This window comes from Variovorax sp. GW821-FHT09B01 (assembly GCF_059418345.1).
Genome location: NZ_JBWKPQ010000012.1, coordinates 173,579 through 197,233 on the forward strand (window position 1 = coordinate 173,579; position 23,655 = coordinate 197,233).

The 23,655-nt window shown below is 69.9% G+C and carries 24 protein-coding genes; 11 read left to right on the plus strand and 13 right to left on the minus strand.

Annotation, left to right across the window (positions count from 1 at the left end):
• Positions 1 to 36: 36 nt before the first annotated feature.
• From AC07RV_RS28380 to AC07RV_RS28425, 10 genes are all read left to right on the plus strand, one after another.
• The gene (locus tag AC07RV_RS28380; protein WP_208513028.1) at positions 37 to 1,008 is read left to right on the plus strand and encodes a helix-turn-helix domain-containing protein; all 972 of its coding nucleotides are present in this window, start codon (positions 37 to 39) and stop codon (positions 1,006 to 1,008) included.
• A 166-nt stretch (positions 1,009 to 1,174) separates the two neighbouring features.
• Positions 1,175 to 2,467 (plus strand): ABC transporter substrate-binding protein, encoded by a 1,293-nt coding sequence (locus AC07RV_RS28385; protein ID WP_093339452.1) that lies wholly within the window; start codon positions 1,175 to 1,177, stop codon positions 2,465 to 2,467.
• Positions 2,468 to 2,501: 34 nt separating this feature from the next.
• The gene (locus AC07RV_RS28390; RefSeq protein WP_093339449.1) at positions 2,502 to 3,371 is read left to right on the plus strand and encodes a carbohydrate ABC transporter permease; all 870 of its coding nucleotides are present in this window, start codon (positions 2,502 to 2,504) and stop codon (positions 3,369 to 3,371) included.
• On the plus strand, positions 3,368 to 4,267 hold the full coding sequence (locus AC07RV_RS28395) for a carbohydrate ABC transporter permease (RefSeq protein WP_296775965.1): 900 nt from the start codon (positions 3,368 to 3,370) through the stop codon (positions 4,265 to 4,267). Before AC07RV_RS28390 ends, AC07RV_RS28395 begins: the two co-directional genes overlap by 4 nt.
• Before the next feature lie 38 nt (positions 4,268 to 4,305).
• Positions 4,306 to 5,409, plus strand: a complete 1,104-nt coding sequence (locus AC07RV_RS28400) for an ABC transporter ATP-binding protein (protein ID WP_296775962.1) — start codon at positions 4,306 to 4,308, stop codon at positions 5,407 to 5,409.
• Between the two features lie 31 nt (positions 5,410 to 5,440).
• Complete coding sequence (locus tag AC07RV_RS28405) at positions 5,441 to 6,487, plus strand: NAD(P)-dependent alcohol dehydrogenase (protein ID WP_296775958.1); 1,047 nt, start codon at positions 5,441 to 5,443, stop codon at positions 6,485 to 6,487.
• 106 nt (positions 6,488 to 6,593) lie between these two features.
• Positions 6,594 to 7,442: an SDR family oxidoreductase gene (locus tag AC07RV_RS28410; protein WP_296775955.1), complete on the plus strand. Its 849-nt coding sequence runs from the start codon at positions 6,594 to 6,596 to the stop codon at positions 7,440 to 7,442.
• Between the two features lie 8 nt (positions 7,443 to 7,450).
• Positions 7,451 to 8,779 (plus strand): flavin-containing monooxygenase, encoded by a 1,329-nt coding sequence (locus AC07RV_RS28415; protein WP_296775951.1) that lies wholly within the window; start codon positions 7,451 to 7,453, stop codon positions 8,777 to 8,779.
• A 26-nt stretch (positions 8,780 to 8,805) separates the two neighbouring features.
• A complete protein-coding gene (locus AC07RV_RS28420) occupies positions 8,806 to 9,708 on the plus strand; it encodes a bile acid:sodium symporter family protein (RefSeq protein ID WP_093339441.1) in 903 nt (300 codons plus the stop codon).
• Positions 9,705 to 10,706: an NAD-dependent epimerase/dehydratase family protein gene (locus AC07RV_RS28425; protein ID WP_296775946.1), complete on the plus strand. Its 1,002-nt coding sequence runs from the start codon at positions 9,705 to 9,707 to the stop codon at positions 10,704 to 10,706. The genes AC07RV_RS28420 and AC07RV_RS28425 overlap by 4 nt, the downstream gene beginning before the upstream one ends.
• On the opposite strand, the gene AC07RV_RS28430 is transcribed toward AC07RV_RS28425, so the two are convergent.
• The gene (locus tag AC07RV_RS28430; protein WP_093339439.1) at positions 10,703 to 11,599 is read right to left on the minus strand and encodes a LysR family transcriptional regulator; all 897 of its coding nucleotides are present in this window, start codon (positions 11,597 to 11,599) and stop codon (positions 10,703 to 10,705) included. The two genes, AC07RV_RS28425 and AC07RV_RS28430, sit on opposite strands and share 4 nt — an antisense overlap.
• Before the next feature lie 102 nt (positions 11,600 to 11,701).
• On the opposite strand from AC07RV_RS28430, the gene AC07RV_RS28435 reads away from it, so the two are divergent.
• Positions 11,702 to 12,475, plus strand: a complete 774-nt coding sequence (locus AC07RV_RS28435; RefSeq protein WP_208513307.1) for a sulfite exporter TauE/SafE family protein — start codon at positions 11,702 to 11,704, stop codon at positions 12,473 to 12,475.
• A gap of 12 nt (positions 12,476 to 12,487) precedes the next feature.
• Here the strand turns inward: AC07RV_RS28435 and AC07RV_RS28440 are convergent, their stop codons facing one another.
• From AC07RV_RS28440 to ybiB, 12 genes are all read right to left on the minus strand, one after another.
• Entirely contained in the window at positions 12,488 to 12,979 is a 492-nt protein-coding gene (locus AC07RV_RS28440) for an NUDIX domain-containing protein (RefSeq protein ID WP_296775937.1), read from the minus strand.
• A gap of 5 nt (positions 12,980 to 12,984) precedes the next feature.
• Positions 12,985 to 13,434, minus strand: coding sequence for a GatB/YqeY domain-containing protein (locus AC07RV_RS28445; protein ID WP_093339432.1), 450 nt, complete (start codon positions 13,432 to 13,434; stop codon positions 12,985 to 12,987).
• A gap of 127 nt (positions 13,435 to 13,561) precedes the next feature.
• Complete coding sequence (gene rpsU, locus AC07RV_RS28450) at positions 13,562 to 13,774, minus strand: 30S ribosomal protein S21 (protein ID WP_007833691.1); 213 nt, start codon at positions 13,772 to 13,774, stop codon at positions 13,562 to 13,564.
• Positions 13,775 to 13,886: 112 nt separating this feature from the next.
• Complete coding sequence (locus tag AC07RV_RS28455) at positions 13,887 to 15,119, minus strand: BaiN/RdsA family NAD(P)/FAD-dependent oxidoreductase (protein ID WP_296775933.1); 1,233 nt, start codon at positions 15,117 to 15,119, stop codon at positions 13,887 to 13,889.
• Between the two features lie 61 nt (positions 15,120 to 15,180).
• Entirely contained in the window at positions 15,181 to 15,969 is a 789-nt protein-coding gene (locus AC07RV_RS28460) for a YaeF family permuted papain-like enzyme (protein ID WP_296775931.1), read from the minus strand.
• Complete coding sequence (locus AC07RV_RS28465; RefSeq protein WP_203201933.1) at positions 15,969 to 17,099, minus strand: sterol desaturase family protein; 1,131 nt, start codon at positions 17,097 to 17,099, stop codon at positions 15,969 to 15,971. The genes AC07RV_RS28460 and AC07RV_RS28465 overlap by 1 nt, the downstream gene beginning before the upstream one ends.
• A 61-nt stretch (positions 17,100 to 17,160) precedes the next feature.
• Entirely contained in the window at positions 17,161 to 18,051 is an 891-nt protein-coding gene (locus AC07RV_RS28470; protein ID WP_093339423.1) for an ABC transporter permease, read from the minus strand.
• A 304-nt stretch (positions 18,052 to 18,355) separates the two neighbouring features.
• Positions 18,356 to 19,273, minus strand: a complete 918-nt coding sequence (locus AC07RV_RS28475; protein ID WP_208513301.1) for an ABC transporter permease — start codon at positions 19,271 to 19,273, stop codon at positions 18,356 to 18,358.
• A 4-nt stretch (positions 19,274 to 19,277) separates the two neighbouring features.
• Positions 19,278 to 20,546, minus strand: a complete 1,269-nt coding sequence (locus AC07RV_RS28480; RefSeq protein ID WP_093339417.1) for an ABC transporter substrate-binding protein — start codon at positions 20,544 to 20,546, stop codon at positions 19,278 to 19,280.
• 55 nt (positions 20,547 to 20,601) lie between these two features.
• Positions 20,602 to 21,705 carry an ABC transporter ATP-binding protein gene (locus AC07RV_RS28485; RefSeq protein ID WP_296775919.1) on the minus strand — a complete coding sequence of 368 codons (1,104 nt, stop codon included), beginning with the start codon at positions 21,703 to 21,705 and terminating at the stop codon, positions 20,602 to 20,604.
• Positions 21,706 to 21,798: 93 nt separating this feature from the next.
• On the minus strand, positions 21,799 to 22,611 hold the full coding sequence (gene cobA / locus AC07RV_RS28490; protein ID WP_296775916.1) for a uroporphyrinogen-III C-methyltransferase: 813 nt from the start codon (positions 22,609 to 22,611) through the stop codon (positions 21,799 to 21,801).
• The gene (gene ybiB / locus AC07RV_RS28495) at positions 22,608 to 23,513 is read right to left on the minus strand and encodes a DNA-binding protein YbiB (protein WP_296775913.1); all 906 of its coding nucleotides are present in this window, start codon (positions 23,511 to 23,513) and stop codon (positions 22,608 to 22,610) included. Before ybiB ends, cobA begins: the two co-directional genes overlap by 4 nt.
• Between the last annotated feature and the right edge of the window lie 142 nt (positions 23,514 to 23,655).

Below are 23,655 nucleotides of genomic sequence, written 5' to 3' on the forward strand. Positions count from 1 at the left end.
CCGGGGTTCGCCTTGCCGATCCCCGGGGAGACAACAATGAGCAGAACACAGCGCGCCGCCCGCAAACCCGAACTCGAACACGAACTGCTGCGCGACCCGCGCCTGGGCTTCGAGCCCGCGGGCGGCGGCACCGTGCGCTGCCTGCAGCACGGCGTGCCCTGGCCCTTCGACTGCTGGCACTACCACGACGAGTACGAGCTGCAGATCATCAACCGCACCACCGGCCAGGCCTTCGTGGGCAACCACATCGGCCGCTTCGAGCCCGGCTACGTGGCGCTGGTGGGGGCGCGGCTGCCGCACACCTGGATCTCCGACGACGTGCCGGCCGACGGCATCGCCGACCGCAGCATGGTGATCCACTTCCGCGAGGAGCCGCTGCGCAAGGGCTCGGCGCTGTTCCCCGAGATCGACGCGGTGCTGCCGATGCTCGACCGCGCGCGCCGAGGCATCGAGTTCTTCGGCATCGGCGAACTGGCGCGCGAGCGCTTCCAGCGCGTGCAGGCGCACGAGGGCATGGCGCGGCTGGCGGAGTTCATCGGCCTGCTGCACGAGCTCGCGCGCTGGGAGGACTGGCGCCTGATCTCGAGCGAGGACGAGCCCTCCGACGGCGATCCGGCCACCAGCACGCGCATGCGCCGCGTGCTCGACCACCTCGACGAGCATCTGGCCGAGGAGATCTCGCTGGCCTCGGTCAGCGCCATCGCGAACATGGCCGAGAGCAGCTTCTCGCGCTACTTCCACCGCCAGATGGGCAGCACCTTCACCGAGTTCGTGACCCGGCTGCGCATCGCCAAGGCCTGCCAGATGCTGCAGACCTCGGACCGCCTCGTGAGCGACATCTGCTACGAGGTCGGCTTCTTCAACATCGCCAACTTCAACCGCCGCTTCCTGCAGCACAAGGGCATGACGCCCAGCGCCTACCGCCAGCAGGCGCAGGAACGCTTCGGGCTGCGCACCGTTCACTACCCGCCCACGACCCCGGTAAAACCCCAGTCGGCCTGGTCATGAAAGTACCAGTACCCCGGTTGGGGGGTACGCGGCACCGCTGAGCCGCTGCATACGCTTCACCCCGTCCCGTCGCAGTCGCGCCGCCCCCCCAAAAGGGCGCCCGGCACGGCGGGCTTGTTCCCCGGCTTCGGCCGGCGATCCGCAACAAGTTCAACGGAGACAAGCGATGTTCAAAGAATCCGCAGGGAGGCGCGTCCGGGTCCGCACGCTGCTCGTGGCGCTGCTGGCGGCCGGTGCCGCCGGTGGAGCGCTCGCGCAGGCCGCGTCGTGCAAGGAGGACGTGCGGGTGCTGGCGCAGCCGCGTGACGGCCTGACCCTGCTCGAAAAGTACAAGGACGAGTTCAAGACCCTGGCCGGCGCCTCGTTCAGCATCGACAACCTCAACGAGAACGACCGCCGCACCAAGACGCGCGCCGATGCCTCGACCGTGGGCAAGTACCACGTCTACTACGTGGACGAGGCCAACGTGCCGCTGTTCGCGCAGTCGAAGTGGATCGTGCCGCTCGCGAAGTACTACCCGGCCGACTACGACTACGCCGACTTCGATCCCGGCCGCCAGAAGGTCGCCACCTACGCGGGCGAGGCCTGGTTCGCGCCGCTGACCGGCGGCGGCGACCTGATGGTCTACCGCAAGGACCTGCTCGAGAAGGCCGGCATCAAGCCGCCGGCCACGCTCGAGGAGTTCGTGGCCGCCGCGAAGAAGCTCAACGACCCGGCCAACGGCGTCTACGGCGTGGCGCTGCGCGGCCAGCGCGGCTCGGGCGCCAACGTGTGGCGCTGGATGCCGTACTTCCGCGGCTATGGCGGCCAGTGGTTCGACGGCGACAAGCCGGTGTTCGACTCGCCCGCAGCACTCAAGGCCACGCAGACCTACCTCGAGCTCTTCAAGTACTCGGCGCCCGGCACCAAGACCGGTGGCTGGGACGAGGCCACCGGCGCCTTCCTCGCGGGCAAGGTCGCGATGCTGGTCGAGTCGACCCCGCTCGCGGGCAACGCGCTCGATCCCAAGATGTCGACCGTGATCGGCAAGATCGCCTATGCGACGCCGCCCGCGCCGCTGACCGGCGGCGGCTACGGCCACGGCCTGGCGATCGGCGCCAAGGCCAACAAGAGCGAGGAGGCGAAGAAGTGCGCCGGCCTCTTCGTCGCCTGGGCCACCTCGAAGAAGAACGAGCAGCGCCGCCTCGCCGAGGGCCAGTTCGGCGAACTGAACCGCACCAGCGTGCTGGGCAGTCCCGAGTTCTCCAAGCGCTATGGCGCCGACCTCGGCAAGGCGCTGGCCGACACCGGCAAGCTCACCGCGGTCAACTTCTGGCAGGACCCGGCCTGGCCCGACCTCGGCGACCGCTGGGGGATCATCCTCGAGGAGCTGATCACCGGCTCGCGCACCGACATCCAGGCCGGCCTCGACGAGCTCGACGGCTATGCCAAGCAGCTGATCGCGCGGCGCCGCAAGTGAGCCGCCCGGCCCCGCGTTCCTTGCGAGTCCCGCGATGACCCTTCACAAGACCCGACTGCCGCTCGTCTTCATCGGCCCCGGCCTGCTCGTGCTCGCGGTGCTGGCGCTGGTGCCCACCGTGTTCGCCATCGCCGTGTCGCTGCAGGACCGCGAGCTCGGCCAGTCCGACATCGGCTGGGTGTGGTTCTCCAACTACCTGCAGCTGTTCTCGGACCGGCGCTTCCTCAACTCGGTCGGCGTCTCGCTGACCTGGGAGCTGCTGACCGTGAGCGCCACCATGGGGCTCGCGGTGCTGCTCGGCGTGCTGCTGTTCCAGAGCGCCACGCCGCGCTGGCGCAACCTGCTGTGCATGCTGTTCATCGTGCCGGTGCTGCTGCCGCGCGTGTCGGCCGCCTTCGTCTGGAAGTTCGCCTTCCATCCGCTGTTCGGCCTCTTGACCTGGCCCTACAAGGCGATCACCGGCGAGCCGCTGGACCTGCTCGCGCAGCCGCTCACGGCGCTGCTCACGGTGGCCTTCGTCGACGTCTGGCAGTGGGGCCTGTTCTTCGCGGTGATCGTGCTCAAGCTGCTCGAGACCCTGCCGCCGCAACCCTTCGAGGCGGCGCGCATGGACCATGCGAAGCCCTGGGAGGTGTACGCCTTCGTCGCGCTGCCGATGCTGCGCGCGCCGCTGATCAGCCTGAGCTTCGTGAAGATGATCGAGTCGCTGCGCGCCTTCGACCTGATCTACGTGATGACGCGCGGCGGCCCCGGCATCTCGACCGAGACCCTCGACATGTACGCCTTCTCGCAGGGCTTCATCGAGTCGGGCCGCATCTCCTACGCCTCGAGCATGGCCGTGCTGATGATGGTGGCCTCGACCGTGGCCTTCACCTACCTCTGGAAATGGACCCGGCCCGCATGACCCCCGCCACGACTTCCGCCGCGCCCGTGCTGCGCGTCGGCGATGCGCCCGCCCTCCGCCCGGCCGCGCGCCGACGTCTTGGCCTCGGCACCCTGGTGGCGCGGCTGGTGCTCGCCGCCGCCGCGCTCTCGGCGCTGGTGCCGGTGCTCTGGACCTTCCTCAACTCGTTCAAGAACCGGGTCGACATCGTCTCGGCGACGCCGAAGTTCCTCTTCACGCCCACGCTCGAGAACTACGCCTACGTGCTGGGCCGCGAGGCGGTGGCGCAGGGGCTCGTCAACTCGCTCGTGGTGGTGGGCTCGGCGGTGCTGATCGGCGCGCTGCTGGGCCTGCCCGCGGCCTATGCGCTGGCGCGCTACCCGGTGCGGCGCGCCGACGACATCCAGTTCTTCGTGCTGTCGATGCGCTTTCTGCCGCCGGTGGCGGTGGCGATCCCGCTGATGGTGATCTGGCTGCAGCTCGAGCTCTACGACACGCGCATCGCGCTGATCGTGACCTACACGCTGCTCACGCTGTCGACCGTGATCTGGCTCGCGATCCCGGCCTTCAAGGCGGTGCCCCGGGAGGTGGAGGAGGCCGGCCGCGTCGACGGCTACGGTCCCTACGCGATCTTCTTCAAGGTGGCGCTGCCGATCGCCGCGCGCTCGCTGGTCGGTGCCATCGCCTTCGGCTTCGTGCTGGTGTGGAACGAGTTCCTGATCGCGCTGATGCTGACCACCTCGGACGCCAAGACGCTGCCCATCGTGGCCTCGGAGCTGAGCCAGCTCGGGCGCGACGTGCCCTGGGGCATCCTGAATGCGTCCGTGATCCTGCTGTCGCTGCCGCCGCTCTTGATGATCGGCGTGCTCAGCGGCTTCCTCAACGCGGCGTTCAAGCGCAAGCGCGACGCGGCATGAAGGCCGCACGCCCCCTTCCCGAAGAAAGAACGAACGACATGTCCGCGATCAGCTGCCACCAGATCATCAAGCGCTACGGCGACACCCAGGTGGTGCACCAGTTCGACCTCGACGTCTCCGACAACGAGTTCGTCGTCTTCCTCGGCCCCTCGGGCTGCGGCAAGTCGACCATCCTGCGCATGCTCGCGGGCCTGGAGGACATCAGCGGCGGCGAGCTGCTGATCGGCGGCACGCGCGTCAACGACCTGCCGCCGCAGGAGCGCGGCATCGCGATGGTGTTCCAGAACTACGCGCTCTATCCGCACATGAGCGTGCGCGACAACATCGCCTTCGGGCTCAAGCGCCTGAAGGTGCCGAAGAGCGAGATCGCGCGCCGCGTGAAGGAGGTGTCGGACACGCTGGGCCTGGAGCGCTACCTCGAGCGCCGGCCGACCGAGCTTTCGGGCGGCCAGCAGCAGCGCGTGGCGATCGCGCGCGCCATGATCAAGACGCCCAAGGTGTTCCTGTTCGACGAGCCGCTGTCGAACCTCGACGCCAAGCTGCGCAACCACATGCGCGTGGAGATCGCGCGGCTGCACCAGACGCTGCGCACCACCACGGTCTACGTCACGCACGACCAGCACGAGGCCATGACCCTGGCCGACCGCATCGTGCTGCTGCGCGACGGCCGCATCGAGCAGGTGGGCTCGCCGCGCGAGATCTACGAGAACCCGCGCTCGGCCTTCGTGGCCGGCTTCATCGGCACGCCGCCGATGAACCTGCTCGAGATGACGGTGGCGCACGGCGACGGCGGCGCCGTGCTGCGCGGGCACGGCGGCACGGTGCGCGTGGATGCGCGCCGCTTCGCGCTCGAGGGGCGCGAGCGCGTCACGCTCGGCATCCGGCCCGCCCACCTGCTCGCGCGGCCCGACGACGCGGGCGCCTTCGTGGGCGAGGTGCAGCTGGTGGAGTACCTCGGCAACGAGGTGCTCGTGAGCATCGGCGACGAACCCGGCAGCGAGATCGCCGCGCTGGTGCATTCGGCGCAGGCGCCGCGGCTCGGCGAGCGCGTGCGCTTCGGCATCGACGCGGCCCAGCTCCACCTGTTCGACGCCCACACCGGCGCCTCGCTGCGGCGCGACGCGGTGGCTGCGCTGCACTGAATACCTCATCGACCCTTTGCAAGAACCTTCCATGAAAGCCCTTGTCCTCGAGAAAGCCCACGAACTCGCGCTGCGCGAGATCGCGCTGCCGCCGCAACCGGTCGGCCCGCGCGACGTGAAGATCCGCATGCACACCGTCGGCGTCTGCGGCAGCGACGTCCACTACTACCAGCACGGCGGCATCGGGCCCTACGTGGTCGACGCGCCGATGATCCTCGGCCACGAGGCCTCGGGCACGGTGGCCGAGGTCGGCTGCGAGGTCACGCACCTGCGGCCCGGCGACCGGGTCTGCATGGAGCCCGGCATTCCGCAGCTCGACTCGCGCGCCGTGCGCGAGGGCATCTACAACCTCGACCCGGCCGTGCGCTTCTGGGCCACGCCGCCGATCCACGGCTGCCTCACGCCCTACGTGGTGCATCCCGCGGCCTTCACCTTCCGCCTGCCCGACAACGTGAGCTTCGCCGAGGGCGCGATCGTCGAGCCGCTGGCGATCGGCCTGCAGGCCGCGAAGAAGGCCGCGCTCAAGCCCGGCGACGTGGCGGTGGTGGTGGGCGCCGGCACCATCGGCGCGATGACCGTGCTGGCCGCGCTCGCGGGCGGCGCGGCGCGCGTGATCCTGGCCGACCTGGTGCCCGAGAAGCTCGCGCTGTTCGCCGGCAACCCGGCCGTGAGCACGGTGGACATCCGCGAGCGCAAGCTGGCCGACGCGGTGCGCGAGCTGACCGACGGCTGGGGCGCCAACGCGGTGTTCGAGGCCAGCGGCAGCGTGCGCGCCTTCGAAGGCATCTTCGAGCTCGCCTGCCCCGGCGGCTGCGTGGTGCTGGTGGGCATTCCGCCGGCGCCGGTGGCCTTCGACATCGTCGCGATCCAGGCGAAGGAACTGCGCATCGAGTCGGTGTTCCGCTACGCCAACATCTTCCCGCGCGCGCTCGCGCTGATCGCCTCGGGCCAGGTCGACGTCAGGCCCTTCATCTCGCGCACCTTCGCGTTCGAGGACGGCATCCGCGCCTTCGAGGAGGCCGCGGCGGGGCGGGCGACGGACGTGAAGATCCAGATCGAGTTTCCGGCCGAGGCCTGAGCGGCGCCGGGCCCTGCGGCCCGGCGTGCAAGGGAAAACGCCGGGGCGGCGCGGCAAAACGCGCCGCTACATTGGGGCGCATCTTTTTTCGAGCCGCGCTTCCCCGATGCCCCCTCGCTTTCGCAATGCCGTGCTGACGGGCGCCTGTGGCGGCCTGGGCCAGGCCTTGGCGCGCGGGCTGATCGCCGACGGCACGCAGGTGGCGCTGGTGGGGCTCGACCGCGAACGGCTGCGCGCGCTCGAGGCGCTGGCGCCCGATCGCTGCGCGGTCTACACGCCCGACGTGGCCGACACGGCGGCGATGCAGGCCATGGCCGCCGACTGGATGGCCCGGGCCGGCACGCCCGACCTGGTGATCGCCAACGCGGGCGTGGCCGGCGGCTTCGACACCGCGCAGGCCGAGGACCTCGCGGTGCTGCGCCGCATGCTCGAGATCAACCTGCTGGGCGCCGCCACCACCTTCCAGCCCTTCGTGGCCCCGATGCGCGGCGAAGCGCGCGGCGCGCTGGTCGGCATGGCCAGCATCGCGGGCTGGCGCGGCATGCCGGGTAACGGCGCCTACTGCGCGAGCAAGGCCGGACTGATCCGCTACCTCGAGAGCCTGCGCGCCGAGCTGCGCGGCAGTGGCGTCGGGGTGCACACGGTGAGCCCGGGCTACATCCGCACCGCGCTGACCGCCGGCAACCGCTTCGCGATGCCGGGGCTGCTCGAGCCCGAGGAGGCCGCGCGCCGCACGCTCGCGGCGGTGGCCGCGGGCCGCGAGCGCATCGTGCTGCCGCGGCGCATCGGCTGGCTCTCGAAGGCGCTGGCTTGCCTGCCCGAGGCACTGCACGACCGGCTCTTGCGCGGCCAGCCGCGCAAGCCGCGCGCGGGCGAGGCCGGCGCCACGCCGATCCCCGGGCTGCCACCCTTTTCATCACCGCCCTCGCCGAAGGAAGGCTCGCCGCCAACGTGACAGTGACAGTGCCCACCCACGAACAGATCGCGCTGATCGGCGCCGGCCCCTCGGGCCTCGCCGGTGCCCGCAACCTGCAGAAGCACGGCATTCCCTTCCAGGGTTTCGAGGCGCACAGCGACGTGGGCGGGCTGTGGGACATCGCGAACCCGCGCTCCACGGTCTACCACTCGGCGCACCTGATCTCGAGCAAGAGGACCACCGAGTTCAGCGAATTCCCGATGCCCGACACGGTGGCGGACTATCCGAGCCACCGCGAGCTGCGCCGCTACTTCAGCGACTTCGCCACGCGTTTCGGGCTGCGCGAGCACTACCGCTTCGGCACGCGCGTGCTGCGCGTGGAGCCGACCTCGGACGCGCCCGACACCACCTGGCAGGTCAGCGTGGGCCCGGCCGACGGCGATGGCGAGGAGGGCGTGGAGACCTTCGAATTCAAGGGCGTGGTGATCGCCAACGGCACGCTGTCCGAGCCCAAGCATCCGCGCTTCGACGGCCACTTCGAGGGCGAGCTGCTGCACACCAGCGACTACAAGCATGCCGAGATCTTCAAGGGCAAGCGGGTGCTGATCGTGGGCGCGGGCAACTCGGGCTGCGACATCGCGGTCGACGCGGTGCACTACGCGAAGTGCGTGGACATCTCGGTGCGGCGCGGCTACTACTTCGTGCCCAAGTACGTGTTCGGCAAGCCGGCCGACACGCTCGGCGGCAGCAAGCCGCTGCCGCCATGGCTCAAGCAGCGGCTGGACGCCATGGTGCTGCAGTGGTTCACCGGCGACCCCACGCGCTTCGGCTTTCCGAAGCCCGACTACCGCATGTACGAGTCGCACCCGATCGTCAATTCGCTGATCCTGCACCACATCGGCCATGGCGACATCGCGGTGCGCGCCGACGTCGAGCGGCTGGCCGGCCACACCGTCTACTTCAAGGACGGCGGCACGCACGACTACGACCTGATCCTCACCGCCACCGGCTATGCGCTGCACTACCCGTTCATCGACCGCGCGCTGCTCGACTGGCAGGGCATGGCGCCGCGGCTGCACCTCAACATCTTCTCGCCGCGCTTCGAGAACCTCGCGGTGCTCGGCATGATCGAGGCCAGCGGCATCGGCTGGCAGGGGCGCTACGAGCAGGCCGAGCTGGTGGCGCGCTATCTGCGCGCGCAGGCGGCGGGCTCGCCCAAGGCCGCGGCGCTGCGCGCGGCCGCCAAGGGACCGCCGCCCGACCTGTCGGGCGGCTACAAGTACCTGCAGCTCGAGCGCATGGCCTACTACGTGCACAAGGACACCTACCGCGCCGCGGTGCGCGCCGCCTCGGCGGCGCTGGCCGATCCTTCCTGAGCCGACGAAAAAAGGACACGCGCCCCATGCTGCCCGTCGACGAGATCCGCCTGCACTTCAATCCGGCCTCGCTGGTGCTGCTCAACGTGGTGCTGGGCTTCCTGATGTTCGGCATCGCGCTCGACACACGCATCGAGGACTTCAAGCGCGTGGCGCGCATGCCCGGCGCGATGGCGGTGGGCATCGGCGCGCAGTTCGTCGTGTTGCCGGCCGTGACCTTCGCGCTCACGCTGGTCCTGAAGCCCGCCCCGAGCATCGCGCTCGGCATGATCCTGGTGGCCTGCTGCCCCCCGGGCAACATCTCGCAGATCCTCACGCACCGCGCGGGCGGCAACGTGGCGCTGTCGGTGTCGATGACCGCGATCTCGAACGCGCTGTCGATCGTGCTGATGCCGCTGAACTTCGCCTTCTGGGGCGGGCTGCATCCGACCGCCGCGCCGCTGCTCCAGACCATCGCGCTCGATCCGCTCGACATGCTGGGCCACATCGTGATGATCATCGGCATTCCCTTCGTGCTCGGCGTGGCCTGTGCGCATCGGCTGCCGGGGCTCACGGCGCGCATCAAGAAGCCGGCGCGGATCCTGAGCTTCCTCGCGCTGATCGCCTTCATCGTCGGCGCGATCGCGGGCAACTGGCGCTACTTCCTCGACTACGTGGGGCTGGTGCTGCTGGCCGTGGTGCTGCACGACGCGCTGGCCTTCGGCACCGGCTACCTCTGCGCGCGGCTGTCGGGGCTGGCCGACTACGACCGGCGCGCGGTGGCGATCGAGGTCGGCATCCGCAACGCGGGGCTCGGGCTGGTGCTGATCTTCAGCTTCTTCGGCGGGCTCGGCGGCATGGCGGTGGTGGCCGGGGTCTGGGGCTTCTGGGACATCATCGCGGGCCTCGCGCTCGCGAGCTGGTGGGGCCGCCGGCCCGCCGTGCCATGACCGCCGCCGCGCGCCGCGTGCTGGTGACCGGGGCCGACGGCTTCCTGGGCCGCGGCGTGCTGGCCGCGCTCGCGCCGCGGCTCGGCCATGGGCAGCTCGAGGGCCTGGTGGCGCTCGACGTGCGCGAGGTGCCGCCCGCGCGCCGGCTGCCGGGCGTGGCCTACCTGGCGCAGGACGTGCGCGAGGCCGGCATCGGCAAGGCCTTCGCCGACCATGCCATCGACACCGTGGTGCACCTGGCCTCGATCGTCACGCCGGGCAGGGACTCGAACCGCGAGTTCGAGCATTCGGTCGACGTGGGCGGCACGCGCAACGTGCTCAAGGCCTGCACCATGTACCGGGTCGCGCACATCGTGGTGTCGTCGAGCGGCGCGGCCTACGGCTACCACGCCGACAACCCGGCCTGGATCGACGAGCGCCAGCCGCTGCGCGGCAATGCCGTGTTCGCCTATGCCGACCACAAGCGCCAGGTCGAGGAGCTGCTGGCCGACTGGCGCGCGCGCCATCCCTCGCTGGCGCAGACGGTGCTGCGCATCGGCACCATCCTCGGCGAGCGGGTCGACAACCAGATCACGGCGCTGTTCGAGAAGCGGCGGCTGATCGCGATCCGCGGCAGCGCGAGTCCCTTCGTCTTCGTCTGGGACGAGGACGTGACCGGCGCCATCGCCCATGCGCTCGAGGGCGGCGCGCCGGCCGGCTGCTACAACCTCGCGGGCGATGGGGCGCTGCCGATCCACGAGATCGCCGCGCGGCTGGGCAAGCGCACCATCGACTTTCCCGCGGGCGTGCTGAAGACGGCGCTGGCGGTGGGCTCGACGCTCGGCGTGAGCCGCTACGGGCCCGAGCAGCTCGACTTCCTGCGCTACCGGCCGGTGCTGTCGAACACCGCGCTGAAGGAGCGCTTCGGCTACCGCCCGCGCAAGACCAGCGCCGAGGCTTTCGAGGCCTTCGTGGCGGCGCGCGCAGCGCAGGGGCGGCCGGTCACGCGCGGGGCTTAAGGCTTCTCCACCGGCTCCAGCAGGTAGGCGAGCATGCGCCGCGCGTTCAGCGGCAGCTCCTGCGAATTGCGCACGCAGGCCATCAGCGTGCGCTCGGCCCAGGCATCGGCCAGCGAGGCGCGCGCGATCTTCATCGAACGCGCGCAGCGCGCGGCCGCGGTCTGCGGCAGGATGCCCACGCCGATGCCCTGCTCGACCATGCGGCACACGGCCTCGAAGTTGCGCACCCGCACGCGGTAGGACAGGTGGCGCCCGAGCGCGCGCGCATGCATGGTCACGAGCTGCTGCAGCGCGCTGTCGGCGGGCAGGCCGACGAACTCGCTGTCGACCACCTCGGCCAGCTTCACGCGCCGGCGCCCGGCCAGCGCATGGCCGCGCGGCATCACCAGCACCAGGTCGTCGCGCCGGAACGGATGGCATTCGAGGCCCTCGGTGTCGATGGCGTCGGAGACGATGCCGATGTCGCACAGGCCGGCGCGCAGCGCCTCCACGGTGTCAGGGCTGGGCCGTTCCTCGAGGTCGATCGACACCCGCGGATGCTGTGCCAGGAAGCGCGCCAGCACCTCGGGCAGGTGCTCGGTCAGCGCCGAGGTGCCGCAGAGGAAGCGCACATGGCCCTTGAGGCCCTGGCCGTATTCGCCGAGCTCGCCGCGCAGCCGTTCCATCTGCTGCAGCACCACGCGCGCATGGTGCAGCAGGGTGCGGCCGGCCTCGGTGGGGCGCACGCCCTGGGCATGGCGCGTGAGCAGCGGGGTGCCGAGCGCGTCCTCCATGCCGCGCACGCGCTGGCTGGCCGAGGCCAGCGTCATGTGCGAGCGCTGCGCGCCGGCGGTCAGGCTGCCGGCCTCGACGACGTGGAGGAAGAGCCGCAGGTCGGTGAGATCGAATCGCATGATGAGCCCGCAAGGTAGCACGCCGGCCTCAGTCTGTGCCTGAGGCTCGCTGCGCGAATGCCGGATTCCCGGCCGGCGCCGCGGTCGGCAGACTGCGCGCCAATGACGTCTTCCTCCTTTTCGAACGAACTGGCCGGCCTCGCGGGGCACGGCTTCGCCGCCGCGGCGGTCTTCCTGCTGGCCGGCGTGATCAAGGGCGTGATCGGCCTCGGGCTGCCCACGGTGTCGATGGGCCTGCTCGCGCTGTGGATGCGGCCGGTGCAGGCGGCGGCGCTGCTGATCGTGCCCTCGCTGGTCACCAACGTCTGGCAGACCGGGCCGCGCGCGAGCTTCCTGCCGGTGCTGCGGCGCATCGGCGGCATGCAGGCCGGCATCGTGGCGGGCACGCTGGGCGGCGCCTGGTGGCTGGGCGTGCCGGCCGGCGCCTGGGCCTCGGTGGCGCTCGGCGTGGCGCTGGTGGCCTATGCGCTGTGGGGTCTGACCGGGCGGCAACTGAAGGTGGCGCCCGCGCACGAGCGCTGGCTCGGGCCGCTGGTCGGCATCGCGACCGGGTTGGTGACGGCCGTGACCGGGGTGTTCGTGGTGCCGGCCGTGCCCTACTTGCAGGCGCTGGGCTTCCAGCGCGACGCGCTGATCCAGGCGATGGGCATCTCGTTCACCACCTCGACCGTGGTGCTGGCGATCGGGCTCGCGGGCAACGGCGGCTACCCGCTGGCGGTGCTCGGCGGCTCGGCGCTGATGCTGGTGCCGGCGATCGTGGGGATGGTGCTGGGCACCTGGCTGCGCCAGCGGCTGCCGGTGCCGGTGTTCAGGCGCTGCTTCCTGATCGGGCTGGGGCTGCTGGGGGCCTACATGGCCGTGCGGGCCATGGGATGAGCGCGCTGGGGTTCAGCCCGCGGCCACGGGCTGGGCGGCCGCCAGGGCCTGCGCGGCGCGCACGCGCTCGATGGCCTGGCGGTAGGGCAGGGCGTAGCCGTCGATCGGATCCTCGGGCGCCAGCCAGCTGAACGAGAACACCAGGCCGTCCTCCTCGGGGCTGCCCATGGCCACGTGGTCGAAATGCTCGGGCAGCGGCCCTTCGGCGTGGATCAGGAACAGGTGCCACAGCTGCGGATGGCGGTGGGTGTTGCCCTCGACGCCGGCCTCGCAGTCGCGCTGCAGGGTGCCCAGCGAGATCAGCGCGCCGGCATGGTCGATGCCCGATTCCTCGAGCAGCTCGCGCCGCACCGCGAACTCGGGCGACTCGCCCGGTTCGATGGTGCCCTTGGGCAGCTGCATGTTGCCGTCCTCGGGATGGCGGAACACCAGCAGCCGGCCGCGCGCGTCGACCAGGCAGGCGCAGGCCTTCGGGATCGCGGCGGCCTCGGTGCCGGCGGTCATGGCGATCAGGCGCCGGTCAGCGCGGCCTTGACCGCGGCGCTCACCAGGCCCATGTCGGCCTTGCCGGCCAGGCGCGTCTTGACCGCGCCCATCACCTTGCCCATGTCGCCCGGGCCCGCGGCACCGAGCTCGGCCACGATGGCCTTGACCTCGGCGGCGATCTCGTCGGCGCCCAGGCGCTGCGGCAGGTAGACCTCGAGCACCTTGATCTCGGCCGCTTCCTTGTCGGCCAGGTCGGTACGGCCGCCCTGGGTGAAGGCGGTGACCGAGTCCTTGCGCTGCTTCACCAGCTTGTCGACGATGGCCACGACCATGGCGTCGTCGAGCTCGACGCGCTCGTCGACTTCCTTCTGCTTGAGCGCGGCCAGCAGCAGCCGGATCGTGCCCAGGCGCTCGGAGTCCTTGGCGCGCATCGCGGTCTTCATGTCTTCGGTGATCTGTTCTTTGAGGCTCATGGGGTCTCCTGCGGGAAAAAACAAAGCCGCGGCAGGTTTCCCTGGCGCGGCTGGAAGGCAGTTGGCGGGGCGGAGGGCGGCGGGTTCGGTTTGTCGAATCGGCCGCTGTCTCCGGTGCCAGGGTGCGTCAGTACAGCTTCTTGGGCAGCTGCATGCTGCGAACGCGCTTGTAATGGCGCTTCACGGCGGCTGCCTTCTTGCGCTTGCGCTCGGCGGTCGGCTTTTCGTAGAACTCGCGGGCGCGCAGGTCGGTCAGCAGGCCGAGCTTTTCGATGGTGCGCTTGAAGCGGCGCAGGGCGACGTCGAAGGGCTCGTTTTCTTTAACGCGGATGGTGGTCATCAGGAATCGTTGATTTGAAATTTGGCCGGGGGAGGATCGAGAGCCCCAGGCCGGGGTTCCTCAACAAGAAAAAGTGTGTGGCCGTTGAGGGAAGGCCAAAGTTAGCCGGCGATTATAGCGCGTTTGCGCAGGCGTGGGCACTCGCCCAGGCCCATTGGAAGTTGTAGCCGCCGAGCCAGCCGGTGACGTCGACCACTTCGCCGATGAAATAGAGGCCCGGATGCTTCGATTCCATCGTCTGGGACGACAGGTCGCGCGTGTCGACGCCGCCGGCCGTGACCTCGGCCTTCTTGTAGCCCTCCGTGCCCGAGGGCACGATCTGCCAGCGCGCGATGCGCTCGGCCAGCGCGGCCAGCGCGCGGTCGGCGGCCTCGTTGATCGGCCGCTGCAGCGCGCCGTCCTGGCCGACCCAGGCATCGGCCAGCCGCGAGGGCACCAGGGCGGCGAGCTCGTTGGCGATGCGTTTCTTCGAGCGCAGCTTGGCCTCGGCGAAGGCCGCTGCCACGTCCACGCCAGGCGCGAAATCGAGCGTGAGCGGCGCGCCGGGCTTCCAGTAGCTCGAGATCTGCAGCACGGCCGGGCCCGAGAGGCCGCGGTGGGTGAACAGCAGGTCCTCGAGGAAGGCCATCTTCTCCTTCTTGGCCCCGGTCTCGATGCGCACCGGCAGCGCCAGCCCGGCCAGTTCGGCATAGGGCACCCAGGCCTCGCCGCCGAAGGTCAGCGGCACCAGCGCCGGGCGCGGCGTGACCATGCGCAGGCCGAACTGCTCGGCGATGCGGTAGCCGAAGTCGCTGGCGCCGATCTGCGGGATCGACAGGCCGCCCGTGGCGACCACGATCTTCGGCGTCTCGATCGGGCCGCGGCTGCTCTCGATTCGATAGCTGCCGACGCTCGTCCCATCTGCGTTTTCGGCCGAGAACGTGATCTGACCGATGCGGCAGGGCTGCCAGCGCTCGACCCCGCCGGCCGTGCATTCGGCCAGCAGCATGTCGACGATCTGCTGCGAGGAGCCGTCGCAGAACAGCTGCCCCTTGTGCTTCTCGTGGAAGGCGATGCCGTGCTTCTGCACCAGCTCGACGAACTGCTGCGGCGCATAGCGCGACAGCGCCGAGCGGCAGAAATTCGGGTTCTCGCCGATGAAATGGCGCTGCGGCGCGCGCACGTCGAGGTCGCGGTTGGTGAAATTGGCGCGGCCGCCGCCCGAGATGCGGATCTTCTCGCCCACCTTCTCGCTGTGGTCGAGCAGCAGCACCCTGAGCCCGCGCTGGCCCGCCACGCCCGCGCAGAACAGCCCGGCGGCGCCGGCACCGATCACCACGGCGTCGAAACGCGCGACTTCGCTCACTGAAGTACCTCCGTGCTTCGCACTGCGGTGCGAGCTTGCTTGGGGCGGCCCGGCGCGGCGCTCATGGCCCGTCGGCCGCCAGCACCGGCGGCGGGTTGTACTTGAGGTGGCCCACGTAGCGCAGCGGCTGGGTGGCGGCGATCGAGGGCACGTCGCCCTCGCGCATGTGCAGCAGGTCGGCCGGGCTGACCCAGCGCGGGTCGGCGCTGGTGATCGGCAGGCCGGCCTGGTTGTAGGCCTCGAGCACGAACTGCGAGCAGAAGAACTGGTCGTCGCGGCTCGCGCCCAGCTGCACCATGGCCATGCCGCTCATGCAGTAGTGGCTGACCGCACCCGGCATCAGCGGCAGCTCGCACAGCCGGCGGTTCAGCACGAAGGGCGCGTTGAGCAGCACGCCCACGGTGTTGTAGCGCACGCCGACCTGCGACAGCGCCCAGGCACGCATGCGTTCGGCGCCGGCCGCGTCCACGCCGGGCACGCGGAAGGCCACCACCATCTGTTCCTCGTCGACCACCTCGGCCAGCGCCCGCGCGCGCACGCCGCTGCCCACGGCCTCGGCGATCCGGCCGTCGCCGAGGTAGAGCACCGCATGGCTCACGGGCGAGAAGGTGCCCAGCCGGATGCCGAAGGAGTTCACCGTGGCGATCGAGGTCAGCAGGATGTCGCCGGGCTCCAGTGCATCGGCCGCGATCAGCTCGCCGCCGTTGCCCGGCGCGATCACCGAGCTCTGCACCCGCAGGCGCAGGCCGCTGTCTTGCGAGGGCAGGTCGAGCCGGGTGGCGCAGGCCCCGAGCAGCAGGGCGGCGCCCGCGGCAGCGAGGGCCGCGAAGGTCTGGCGGAACGCGCGCATCAGCCCTTCCAGAGGAACGGGAACTTCAACTGCTTGAAGAAGCCGTTCGGCACGTAGTCGCCGAGCACGCCGTACTTCTCGGGCCAGAGCCGGGTGGTCTTCACGGCCGTGCCGAACAGGTAGTCGAGGAAGGCGTAGTGCGCCGCGTAGTTCTTGTCGAGCGCTTCCTGGTCCTGGCTGTGGTGCCAGTGGTGGAAGTTGGGCGTCACGATCACGTAGCGCAGCGGGCCGAGCCGCACGCTCACGTTGCAGTGGTTGAACACCGCCTGGAAGCCCACCACCACGATGTAGGCGTCGATCACTTCCTTGCTGAAGCCCAGCACGTAGATCGGCGCCAGCACCAGCGTGCGCGTGATCAGCAGCTCGAGGATGTGCTGGCGCGAGCCGGCCATCCAGTCCATGCTCTTCACGCTGTGGTGCACCGCGTGCAGCCGCCACAGCACCGGCACCTCGTGGTAGGCGCGATGGGTCCAGTACTGCACCAGGTCGGCCACCAGGATGATCAGCAGCAGCCCGGCCCAGAACGGCAAGTTGCCGACCCAGCCGCGGATGCCGTCGTTGGCAGCCCAGCCGAACAGCTTGTGCACCATGAGGTTGGTGGCCAGCAGCACGAAGCCCACGATCATGTGGTTGACCACGAAGTGGTGGAAGTCGGTCTGCCATTCGGCGCGGAACACGGGCTGGTCCTTGCGCAGCGCGAACAGCTTCTCGATGAAGATGAAGATCAGCGAGGAGCCGAGCAGGTCGAGGATGAACCAGTCGAGGCCGATGTAGGGGGTGTTGTCGGCGAAGTCGTTGACGGGGACCTTGTGGCCGCCGAGCAGGGCCGACAGCACGATCAGCAGGAAGGCGAAGGACGAGAGCCAGCGCGTGCGGTTGAAGATGATGTTGACCAGCGAGAGGCCGCCCGAGACCACCATGGCGACGAGCAGCACCCAGCGCATGAGGTCGACGTTGTAGCTCTTGCGCAGCTCGGGCGTGCTCAGGTACTGCGGGAAGTGGAACACCAGCACGCCGAGGAAGCACAGCACCGCGAGGCTGATGGCGATGGTGCCCGTGACCATGCCCTTGCCACGGCGCAGCTCGCCGTGGCTTTCGGCGAGTTCATTGAGTTTGTCGATTTCCAGCATGCCCGCCTCTGTCTTGCTTTTTTGTAGGGGCGCGATTTTAGGTCGGGCGGCGCCAAAGCGGTCACCCCCTTCGGGTGGAGCGTCGCCGCAGCAGCGCGGCCGCCCCCAGCGCCGCGGCCATGACCAGCAGCGACACCACGGTCGTCACCGTGCCGAGGGCATAGATCGAAGGGGTGGTCACGGTCGAGGTCAGGCCCTGCAGCTCGAGCGGCAGGGTGTTGACGTCGCCGATGGCCTGCGAGGTGCGTGCGATCTCGTCCCACGAGAGGGTGAAGCCGAACATGCCGATGCCCACGATCGAGGGGCCGATCAGCGGCAGCACGACGAAGCGGAAGGTCTGCCAGGGCGTGGCGCCGAGGTCGCGCGCGGCCTCCTCGTAGGCTGGGTTGAAGCGGTTGAACACCGCGAACATGATGAGCAGCCCGAAGGGCAGGGTCCAGGTCAGGTGGGCGCCGAGGGCGGAGCTGAACAGGCCGAGCGCGGTGCCGTAGCCCTCGAGCAGGGTGGTGGCGTCGATGGCGGTCAGCAGGGCCTTGATGCCGGTGTCGAGCAGCCGGAACTGCAGGCCGATGCCCAGCGAGATGATGATCGACGGCATGATCAGGCTCGCGACCGTGACGAAGAACAGGGTGTTGCCGCCCGCGAGCTTCTTGCGGAACGCGAGGCCGGCGAGCACCGAGAGCACGACGGTGAAGCCCATGACCACGGCGCCCAGCGCGAGCGAACGCCGGAACGCGGCGCCGATGTCGACCGTGCCCAGGCCCTCGGCGAGCTTGTGGAACCAGTGCAGCGAGACGCCGCGCAGCGGGAAGGTCAGGCCGCCTTCGGGGCCCTGGAAGCTCAGCACGAAGATCGTGATCATCGGGCCGTAGAGGAACAGCACGAAGAGGGCGAAGACGGTGGCCAGGGGCCAGAAGCCCTTGTTGCGTTTCTCTCGGATGTGGTCGGTCATGGTGTGTCTTTTTTCGGGGCGGATGCACGGGGCACCGGGTACTCCCCTCCGCGAATGTCCCCCGCCCTTCGGGCTCCTCCTTGATTTCGCTGCGGGGAGTACCCGGTACCCCGTGCATCTGGACGCGACCGTGGAGCCTGGCCCGTCATCACGGCCGTGCCTCGCTCGCGTCGATGGGGTGCTCTGCGCAGCGAAATCAAGGAGGAGGCCGAAGGCCGGGGGACATTCGCGGAGCAGAGCACCCCGTCGGCGCGAGCGCGTCCCGCAGGTCGAACTTCGAATCGAAGCAGGCAACGCAAAAGCACTAGAGCTCCTTGCGTATGTCCACCAGCCGCGTCAGCCCCCAGATGATCATCAGCACCACGGCCAGCAGGATCATCGCGTTGGCCGCCGCCAGCGGGAACTGCAGGTACGAGGTCTGCACCTGGATGATCTTGCCGATCGAGGCGATCTGCTGGCCGCCCATCACGCCGATGGTCACGAAGTCGCCCATCACGATCGTGATGACGAAGATCGAGCCGATCAGGATGCCCGTGCGCGACAGCGGCACCACCACGTTCCACAGCGTCTGCCAGCCCGAGGCGCCCGCGTCGTTCGCGGCCTCGAGCAGCGAGCGGTCGATGCGCATCATGCTGTTGAAGATCGGCACGATCATGAACATCGTGTAGAGGTGCACGAAGGCCAGCACCACCGAGAAGTCGGAGAACAGCAGCCACTCCACCGGCTGCTGCACCAGCCCCAGGCCCATCAGCGCCTGGTTCACCAGCCCGTTGCGGCCCAGAAGCGGCACCCACGAGATCATGCGGATCACGTTCGAAGTCCAGAACGGCACCGTGCACAGCACGAACAGCACCGTCTGCATCGTCGACGAGCGCACGTGGAAGGCCAGGAAGTAGGCCACCGAGAAACCGATCAGCAGCGTGATGCCCCAGACCAGCAGGCAGAACTTGAAGGTGCTCAGGTAGGTGTTGAGCGTCACGCAGAGGTCGCCGTTGTCGGTCAGCCGCGAACAGCCCTCGAACAGGCTCAGGTAGTTGCGCAGCGTGAACGCCGGGATCAGCTCGTACTCGTTGAAGTTCCACAGGCTCACCATCGCCACCAGCGCCAGCGGAACCAGGAAGAACAGCAGGAACACCAGCGCGAACGGCGCCGCCTGCCACCACGCCTTCACGGCATGCAGCGGCTCGGTGGCGGCGTTCGCGCGGGCGGCGGGTGCACTCACGGGATCAGGCCGCGACGAACTCGTTCCACTTGCGGACCATGTACTCGTTCTCGTCCATCACCGCGTTCCAGCAGGCGATGCCGCCCATGCGCTGCTCGTAGCTGCCGCCGTCGCGCACCGCGCCGGCCTTGGCGATCACGTCGCCCTGCGGGCTCTTGATGTCCTGCGCCGCGGGCTTGCCCTCCATCCAGTAGGCCCACTCGTAGGCTTCCATCTTGGCCTTCGCCGTGTCGAGCACCGCGCTGTAGTAGCCCTGGCGGTTGAGGTAGGCGCCGGCCCAGCCGTCGAGGAACCAGTTGATGAACTCGTAGGCCGCGTCGAGCTTCTTGCCCGACAGCGTGGCCGGCAGGCCGAAGCCCGAGGCCCAGGCGCGATAGCCTTCCTTGAGCGGCTGGAAGGTGCAATCGATGCCCTTGCTGCGCACGGCCGTCACGGCCGGTGACCACATCGACTGGATCACGACCTCGCCCGAGGCCATCAGGTTCACCGATTCGTTGAAGTCCTTCCACAGCGCGCGGAACTGGCCGGCCTTCTTGGCCTCGATCAAGGTCTTGATCGTGAGGTCGATCTCGGCCTTGGTCATGTTGCCCTTGTCGGCGTACTTGTGGATGCCCTTGGCCTCCACCACCATCGCCGCGTCCATGATGCCGATCGAAGGGATGTTGAGGATCGCGGTCTTGCCCTTGAACTCGGGGTTCAGCAGCTCGGCCCAGGAGCCGATCGGGCGCTTGATGAGGTCGGGGCGGATGCCCAGCGTGTCGGCGTTGTAGGTGGTCGGGATCAGCGACATGAACTGCGTGGCCGACTTGGCGAAGGCCTTGCTCTTCTCGCCCTCGAGGTAGATCACCTTCACGGGCGCCGTGCCCTGGTCGCCGACCTTCTTGCCCGCCACCTCGCCCTTGGTGAACAGCGAGGTGATCTTGTCGGCGTTCTTCACGCGCTTGCTGTCGATGCCCTTGAGGTTGCCGGTCGGCACGATCTTCTTGAGCGAGAAGAACTCGGTGTCGATCAGGTCGAAGCTGTTGGGCGCCGTCACCGCGCGCTTGGTCACGTCGTCGGTGGTCACGGCCACGTACTGGATCTCGATGCCGGTGTCGGCCTTGAACTTCTCGGCGATCGCCTTGTCCTGGTTCACGGCCGTGCCGAGATAGCGCAGCACCACCTTGTCCTGCGCATGCACGAAGGGCGCGATGCCCGTGGCCAGGATGCCGGCCGTGCCTTGCAGCAGCGTGCGGCGCTTGAGTCCGAGGGTCGGGTCGATGATGTCGGTCATGCTGAGTCTCCTGAAAGAAAGGGAAGGAACGCGGAAGGGGGAAGGGAAAGAGGGCCTAGAGCGTCATCGCGAGCGCGGCCGTGTCGTCGCGCAGCGCGGCGGTAGGCTCCGGCGCGCGCTCGCCCGGCGGCTTCGCGCCCGGCCCGAGCACGCGCGCATCGGCGTCGGCCCACGACAGCCGCACGGCCTCGCCGAGCGCATAGGGCTTCGCGAGGAACGCGGCCTCGCCGAGCTGCACCGAGACGTTCGCGCGCCCGGGTGCTGCCGCGTCGAGCGCGAGGCCCAGCAGCACGTAGGTGCCCTGGTATTCGACGTCGGTGACGGTGGCGGCGAGGCCTTCCGACACCTCGGCGGCCGGCGCGATCCGCATGCGGTCGTTGCGCACCGCGATCGGGCCGGCGGGCGTGTCGAGCACGTTGTGGCCGCCCATGAAGCGCGCGACGAATTCGCTGGCCGGATGGTTGTAGACCGCGTGCGGCGAACCGACCTGCTCGATCACGCCGTGGTTCATCACCACCATGGTGTCGGCCAGCGCCATCGCCTCCTCCTGCGAGTGCGTGACGTGCACGAAGGTCAGGCCCAGCTCCTTCTGCCAGCGCCGCAGTTCGGCGCGCATCTGGATGCGCAGGAAGGGGTCGAGCGCCGACAGCGGTTCGTCGAGCAGCAGCACGCGCGGCTCGGTGATGAGCGCGCGCGCCAGCGCCACGCGCTGCTGCTGGCCGCCCGAGAGCTCGCCGGGCTTGCGCGCGGCCAGGTGGCCCATCGCGACGCGCTCGAGCAGCGCATTGGCGCGCTGCTGGCGCTCGGCTTTGGCCACGCCCTTCATCTTGAGGCTGAAGGCCACGTTGTCGGTGGCCGACAGGTGCGGGAACAGCGCGAAGCTCTGGAACATCATCGCCGTGCCGCGCGCGGCGGCCGGCAGGTCGGTGATGTTGCGGTTGTCGAGCAGGATGTCGCCGCTGGTCACCGACTCGTGGCCCGCGATCATGCGCAGCGTGGTGCTCTTGCCGCAGCCCGAGGGGCCGAGCAGGCAGCAGTAGCTGCCGCTGGCGATGCGCAGGTCGATCCGGTCGACGGCGGCCGGGGTGCCAGGGGCGTAGCGCTTGCTCAGCGCGACGATCTCGATGGCTGCGGGGACGGGCGTGGCGACGGCATTCATTGCCCGTGGCCGAGCACGATCCATGCCACGCGCTCGGGCGCGCGGGCCGCCTGGTTCGCCGCTACGCCTTAGGGCGTACGGCGCGTGCCGGGATCAGGTGCCGAAGCGGTCGGCGTCCGCCGGCAGGCCGGCGGCGGCCAGGCCGCGCAGCACGTCGCCCACCACGATCACGGCCGGGCTCGCGAGGCCGGCCTCGGCGATGCCGCGCTGCAGCCGGCCCAGCGTGGTCGCGACGTAGCGTTGCTGCGGCAGGCTCGCATGCTGGATCACGGCCACCGGCGTGTCGGCCGGCAGGCCGTGCAGCAGCTCGCGCTCGATGCGGGCCGCGCCCGATACGCCCATGTAGATCACCAGCGTGAGCCGCGCTGCATGCGCGGTCGCGGCCAGCGTGCGCCAGTCGGTCGGATCGTCGGCGGCGCCGGCGCCCGTCTTCGCATGGCCGGTGACGAACACCACGCCCTGCGCATGGTCGCGGTGCGTGAGCGGCACGCCCAGCGCGGTGACGGCCGCGAGGCCGGCCGTGATGCCGTTGACCACCGCGCATTCGATGCCGGCCTCGCGCAGGTGCTCGACCTCCTCGCCGCCGCGGCCGAAGATGAAGGGGTCGCCGCCCTTGAGCCGCACCACCGTCTCGCCCTCGCGCACCGCGGTGATCATCAGCCGCTCGATGAAGGGCTGCGGCGTGCTCTTGCAGCCTCCGCGCTTGCCCACGTGCACGATGCGCGCATCGGGCCGGGCATGGGCCTGCACGATGGCGTCGTTCACGAGGTCGTCGACCAGCAGCACCGTGGCGGCCTGGATCGCCTTCACCGCCTTGATGGTCAGCAGTTCGGGGTCGCCCGGGCCGGCGCCCACCAGCGTGCAGCGGCCGGCGATGAGGGAGGGGGTGGGGGCGTTGGTTGTCATGCGTGGGATGCCAGTTGCGTGATGTACCGGACCTGCGTAGTGATCGCCTCGGGCACGGGGAGCTCGCCGGCCAGCACGCGGCGCGTGTAGTCGGCCGTGGTCGCGACGTCGATGTCCTTCGGCAGGCCGGGCACCTCGGGGTCGGTGCCGGGCTGCTGGGCCTGCAGCTCGGTGCGCACGCCGCGCACGAAGCCGTCGATCTGGGCCGTGCGGCGCGGGTCCGACACCACCTCGCCCTCGAGGCCGCGCGACAGCAGCGCCGTCATGCCGGTGAGCTCGAAGGTGTCGGCCATGACGCGCGCGTACTCGGGATGGGTGTAGCTGCCGACCACCACGCAGGCGCCGGCGCCCGGCTGCATCAGCTTGACCACGCTGTGGCCCGGGTTGCGCAGGCCGACCACGCGACGCACGTCGAGCAGCCGCTTGAGGCCCGGGCTCATCAGCTCGGTGGCGGCGAAGGCGGCCTCGCCGGCGGCGATTTCGCGCACCGCGGCCAGCGGCGCGATGCCCAGCGCCTCGAGCACGTTGGAGGCCAGCACGCGCGCGGTTTCGGTGGCGCTGCCGTGCACCAGCACCGGCAGGCCCTCGCGCGCCAGCAGCAGCGCCAGCAGCGGCGTGAGCACCGGCAGCTTGCGCGCGCCGTTGTAGCTGGGCAGCACGACCAGCGGGCGTTCGGTGGCGGGAAAGCGCGCCAGCCGCGCATGCGTGGCGTCGAGGAAGCCGGCCATCTCCTCGGGCGTTTCGCCCTTGATGCGCATCGCGAGGCAGAAGCCGCCGATCTCGAGGTCGGTGACGGTGCCGTCGAGCACCTGGCCGAACAGGTCGCAGGCCTGTTCGCGCGACAACGGCCGGGCGCCGCGCGCGCCCCGGCCGATTTCCTTGATGTAGTGGCTGATTCCCATGGGTAGGCGGATTGTCCCGCAAGGCTTATGCCGGAATGAGAGTTCGCTTATGCCTGTCCTGGACGCGGGGGCTTGTGCTCCCTCCCCCGCTGGGGGAGGGTTGGGGTGGGGGCACCGGGCGGTGGATGCGTGCCCGGCGGTG

Bases quoted from the DNA above. Each gene is read 5' to 3' on its own strand.
- AC07RV_RS28380 (WP_208513028.1), top strand. From the start codon at position 37: ATGAGCAGAACACAGCGCGCCGCCCGCAAACCCGAACTCGAACACGAA.
- AC07RV_RS28385 (WP_093339452.1), top strand. From the start codon at position 1,175: ATGTTCAAAGAATCCGCAGGGAGGCGCGTCCGGGTCCGCACGCTGCTC.
- AC07RV_RS28390 (WP_093339449.1), top strand. From the start codon at position 2,502: ATGACCCTTCACAAGACCCGACTGCCGCTCGTCTTCATCGGCCCCGGC.
- AC07RV_RS28395 (WP_296775965.1), top strand. From the start codon at position 3,368: ATGACCCCCGCCACGACTTCCGCCGCGCCCGTGCTGCGCGTCGGCGAT.
- AC07RV_RS28400 (WP_296775962.1), top strand. From the start codon at position 4,306: ATGTCCGCGATCAGCTGCCACCAGATCATCAAGCGCTACGGCGACACC.
- AC07RV_RS28405 (WP_296775958.1), top strand. From the start codon at position 5,441: ATGAAAGCCCTTGTCCTCGAGAAAGCCCACGAACTCGCGCTGCGCGAG.
- AC07RV_RS28410 (WP_296775955.1), top strand. From the start codon at position 6,594: ATGCCCCCTCGCTTTCGCAATGCCGTGCTGACGGGCGCCTGTGGCGGC.
- AC07RV_RS28420 (WP_093339441.1), top strand. From the start codon at position 8,806: ATGCTGCCCGTCGACGAGATCCGCCTGCACTTCAATCCGGCCTCGCTG.
- AC07RV_RS28425 (WP_296775946.1), top strand. From the start codon at position 9,705: ATGACCGCCGCCGCGCGCCGCGTGCTGGTGACCGGGGCCGACGGCTTC.
- AC07RV_RS28430 (WP_093339439.1), bottom strand. From the start codon at position 11,599: ATGCGATTCGATCTCACCGACCTGCGGCTCTTCCTCCACGTCGTCGAG.
- AC07RV_RS28435 (WP_208513307.1), top strand. From the start codon at position 11,702: ATGACGTCTTCCTCCTTTTCGAACGAACTGGCCGGCCTCGCGGGGCAC.
- AC07RV_RS28440 (WP_296775937.1), bottom strand. From the start codon at position 12,979: ATGACCGCCGGCACCGAGGCCGCCGCGATCCCGAAGGCCTGCGCCTGC.
- AC07RV_RS28445 (WP_093339432.1), bottom strand. From the start codon at position 13,434: ATGAGCCTCAAAGAACAGATCACCGAAGACATGAAGACCGCGATGCGC.
- rpsU (WP_007833691.1), bottom strand. From the start codon at position 13,774: ATGACCACCATCCGCGTTAAAGAAAACGAGCCCTTCGACGTCGCCCTG.
- AC07RV_RS28460 (WP_296775931.1), bottom strand. From the start codon at position 15,969: ATGCGCGCGTTCCGCCAGACCTTCGCGGCCCTCGCTGCCGCGGGCGCC.
- AC07RV_RS28465 (WP_203201933.1), bottom strand. From the start codon at position 17,099: ATGCTGGAAATCGACAAACTCAATGAACTCGCCGAAAGCCACGGCGAG.
- AC07RV_RS28470 (WP_093339423.1), bottom strand. From the start codon at position 18,051: ATGACCGACCACATCCGAGAGAAACGCAACAAGGGCTTCTGGCCCCTG.
- AC07RV_RS28480 (WP_093339417.1), bottom strand. From the start codon at position 20,546: ATGACCGACATCATCGACCCGACCCTCGGACTCAAGCGCCGCACGCTG.
- AC07RV_RS28485 (WP_296775919.1), bottom strand. From the start codon at position 21,705: ATGAATGCCGTCGCCACGCCCGTCCCCGCAGCCATCGAGATCGTCGCG.
- cobA (WP_296775916.1), bottom strand. From the start codon at position 22,611: ATGACAACCAACGCCCCCACCCCCTCCCTCATCGCCGGCCGCTGCACG.
- ybiB (WP_296775913.1), bottom strand. From the start codon at position 23,513: ATGGGAATCAGCCACTACATCAAGGAAATCGGCCGGGGCGCGCGCGGC.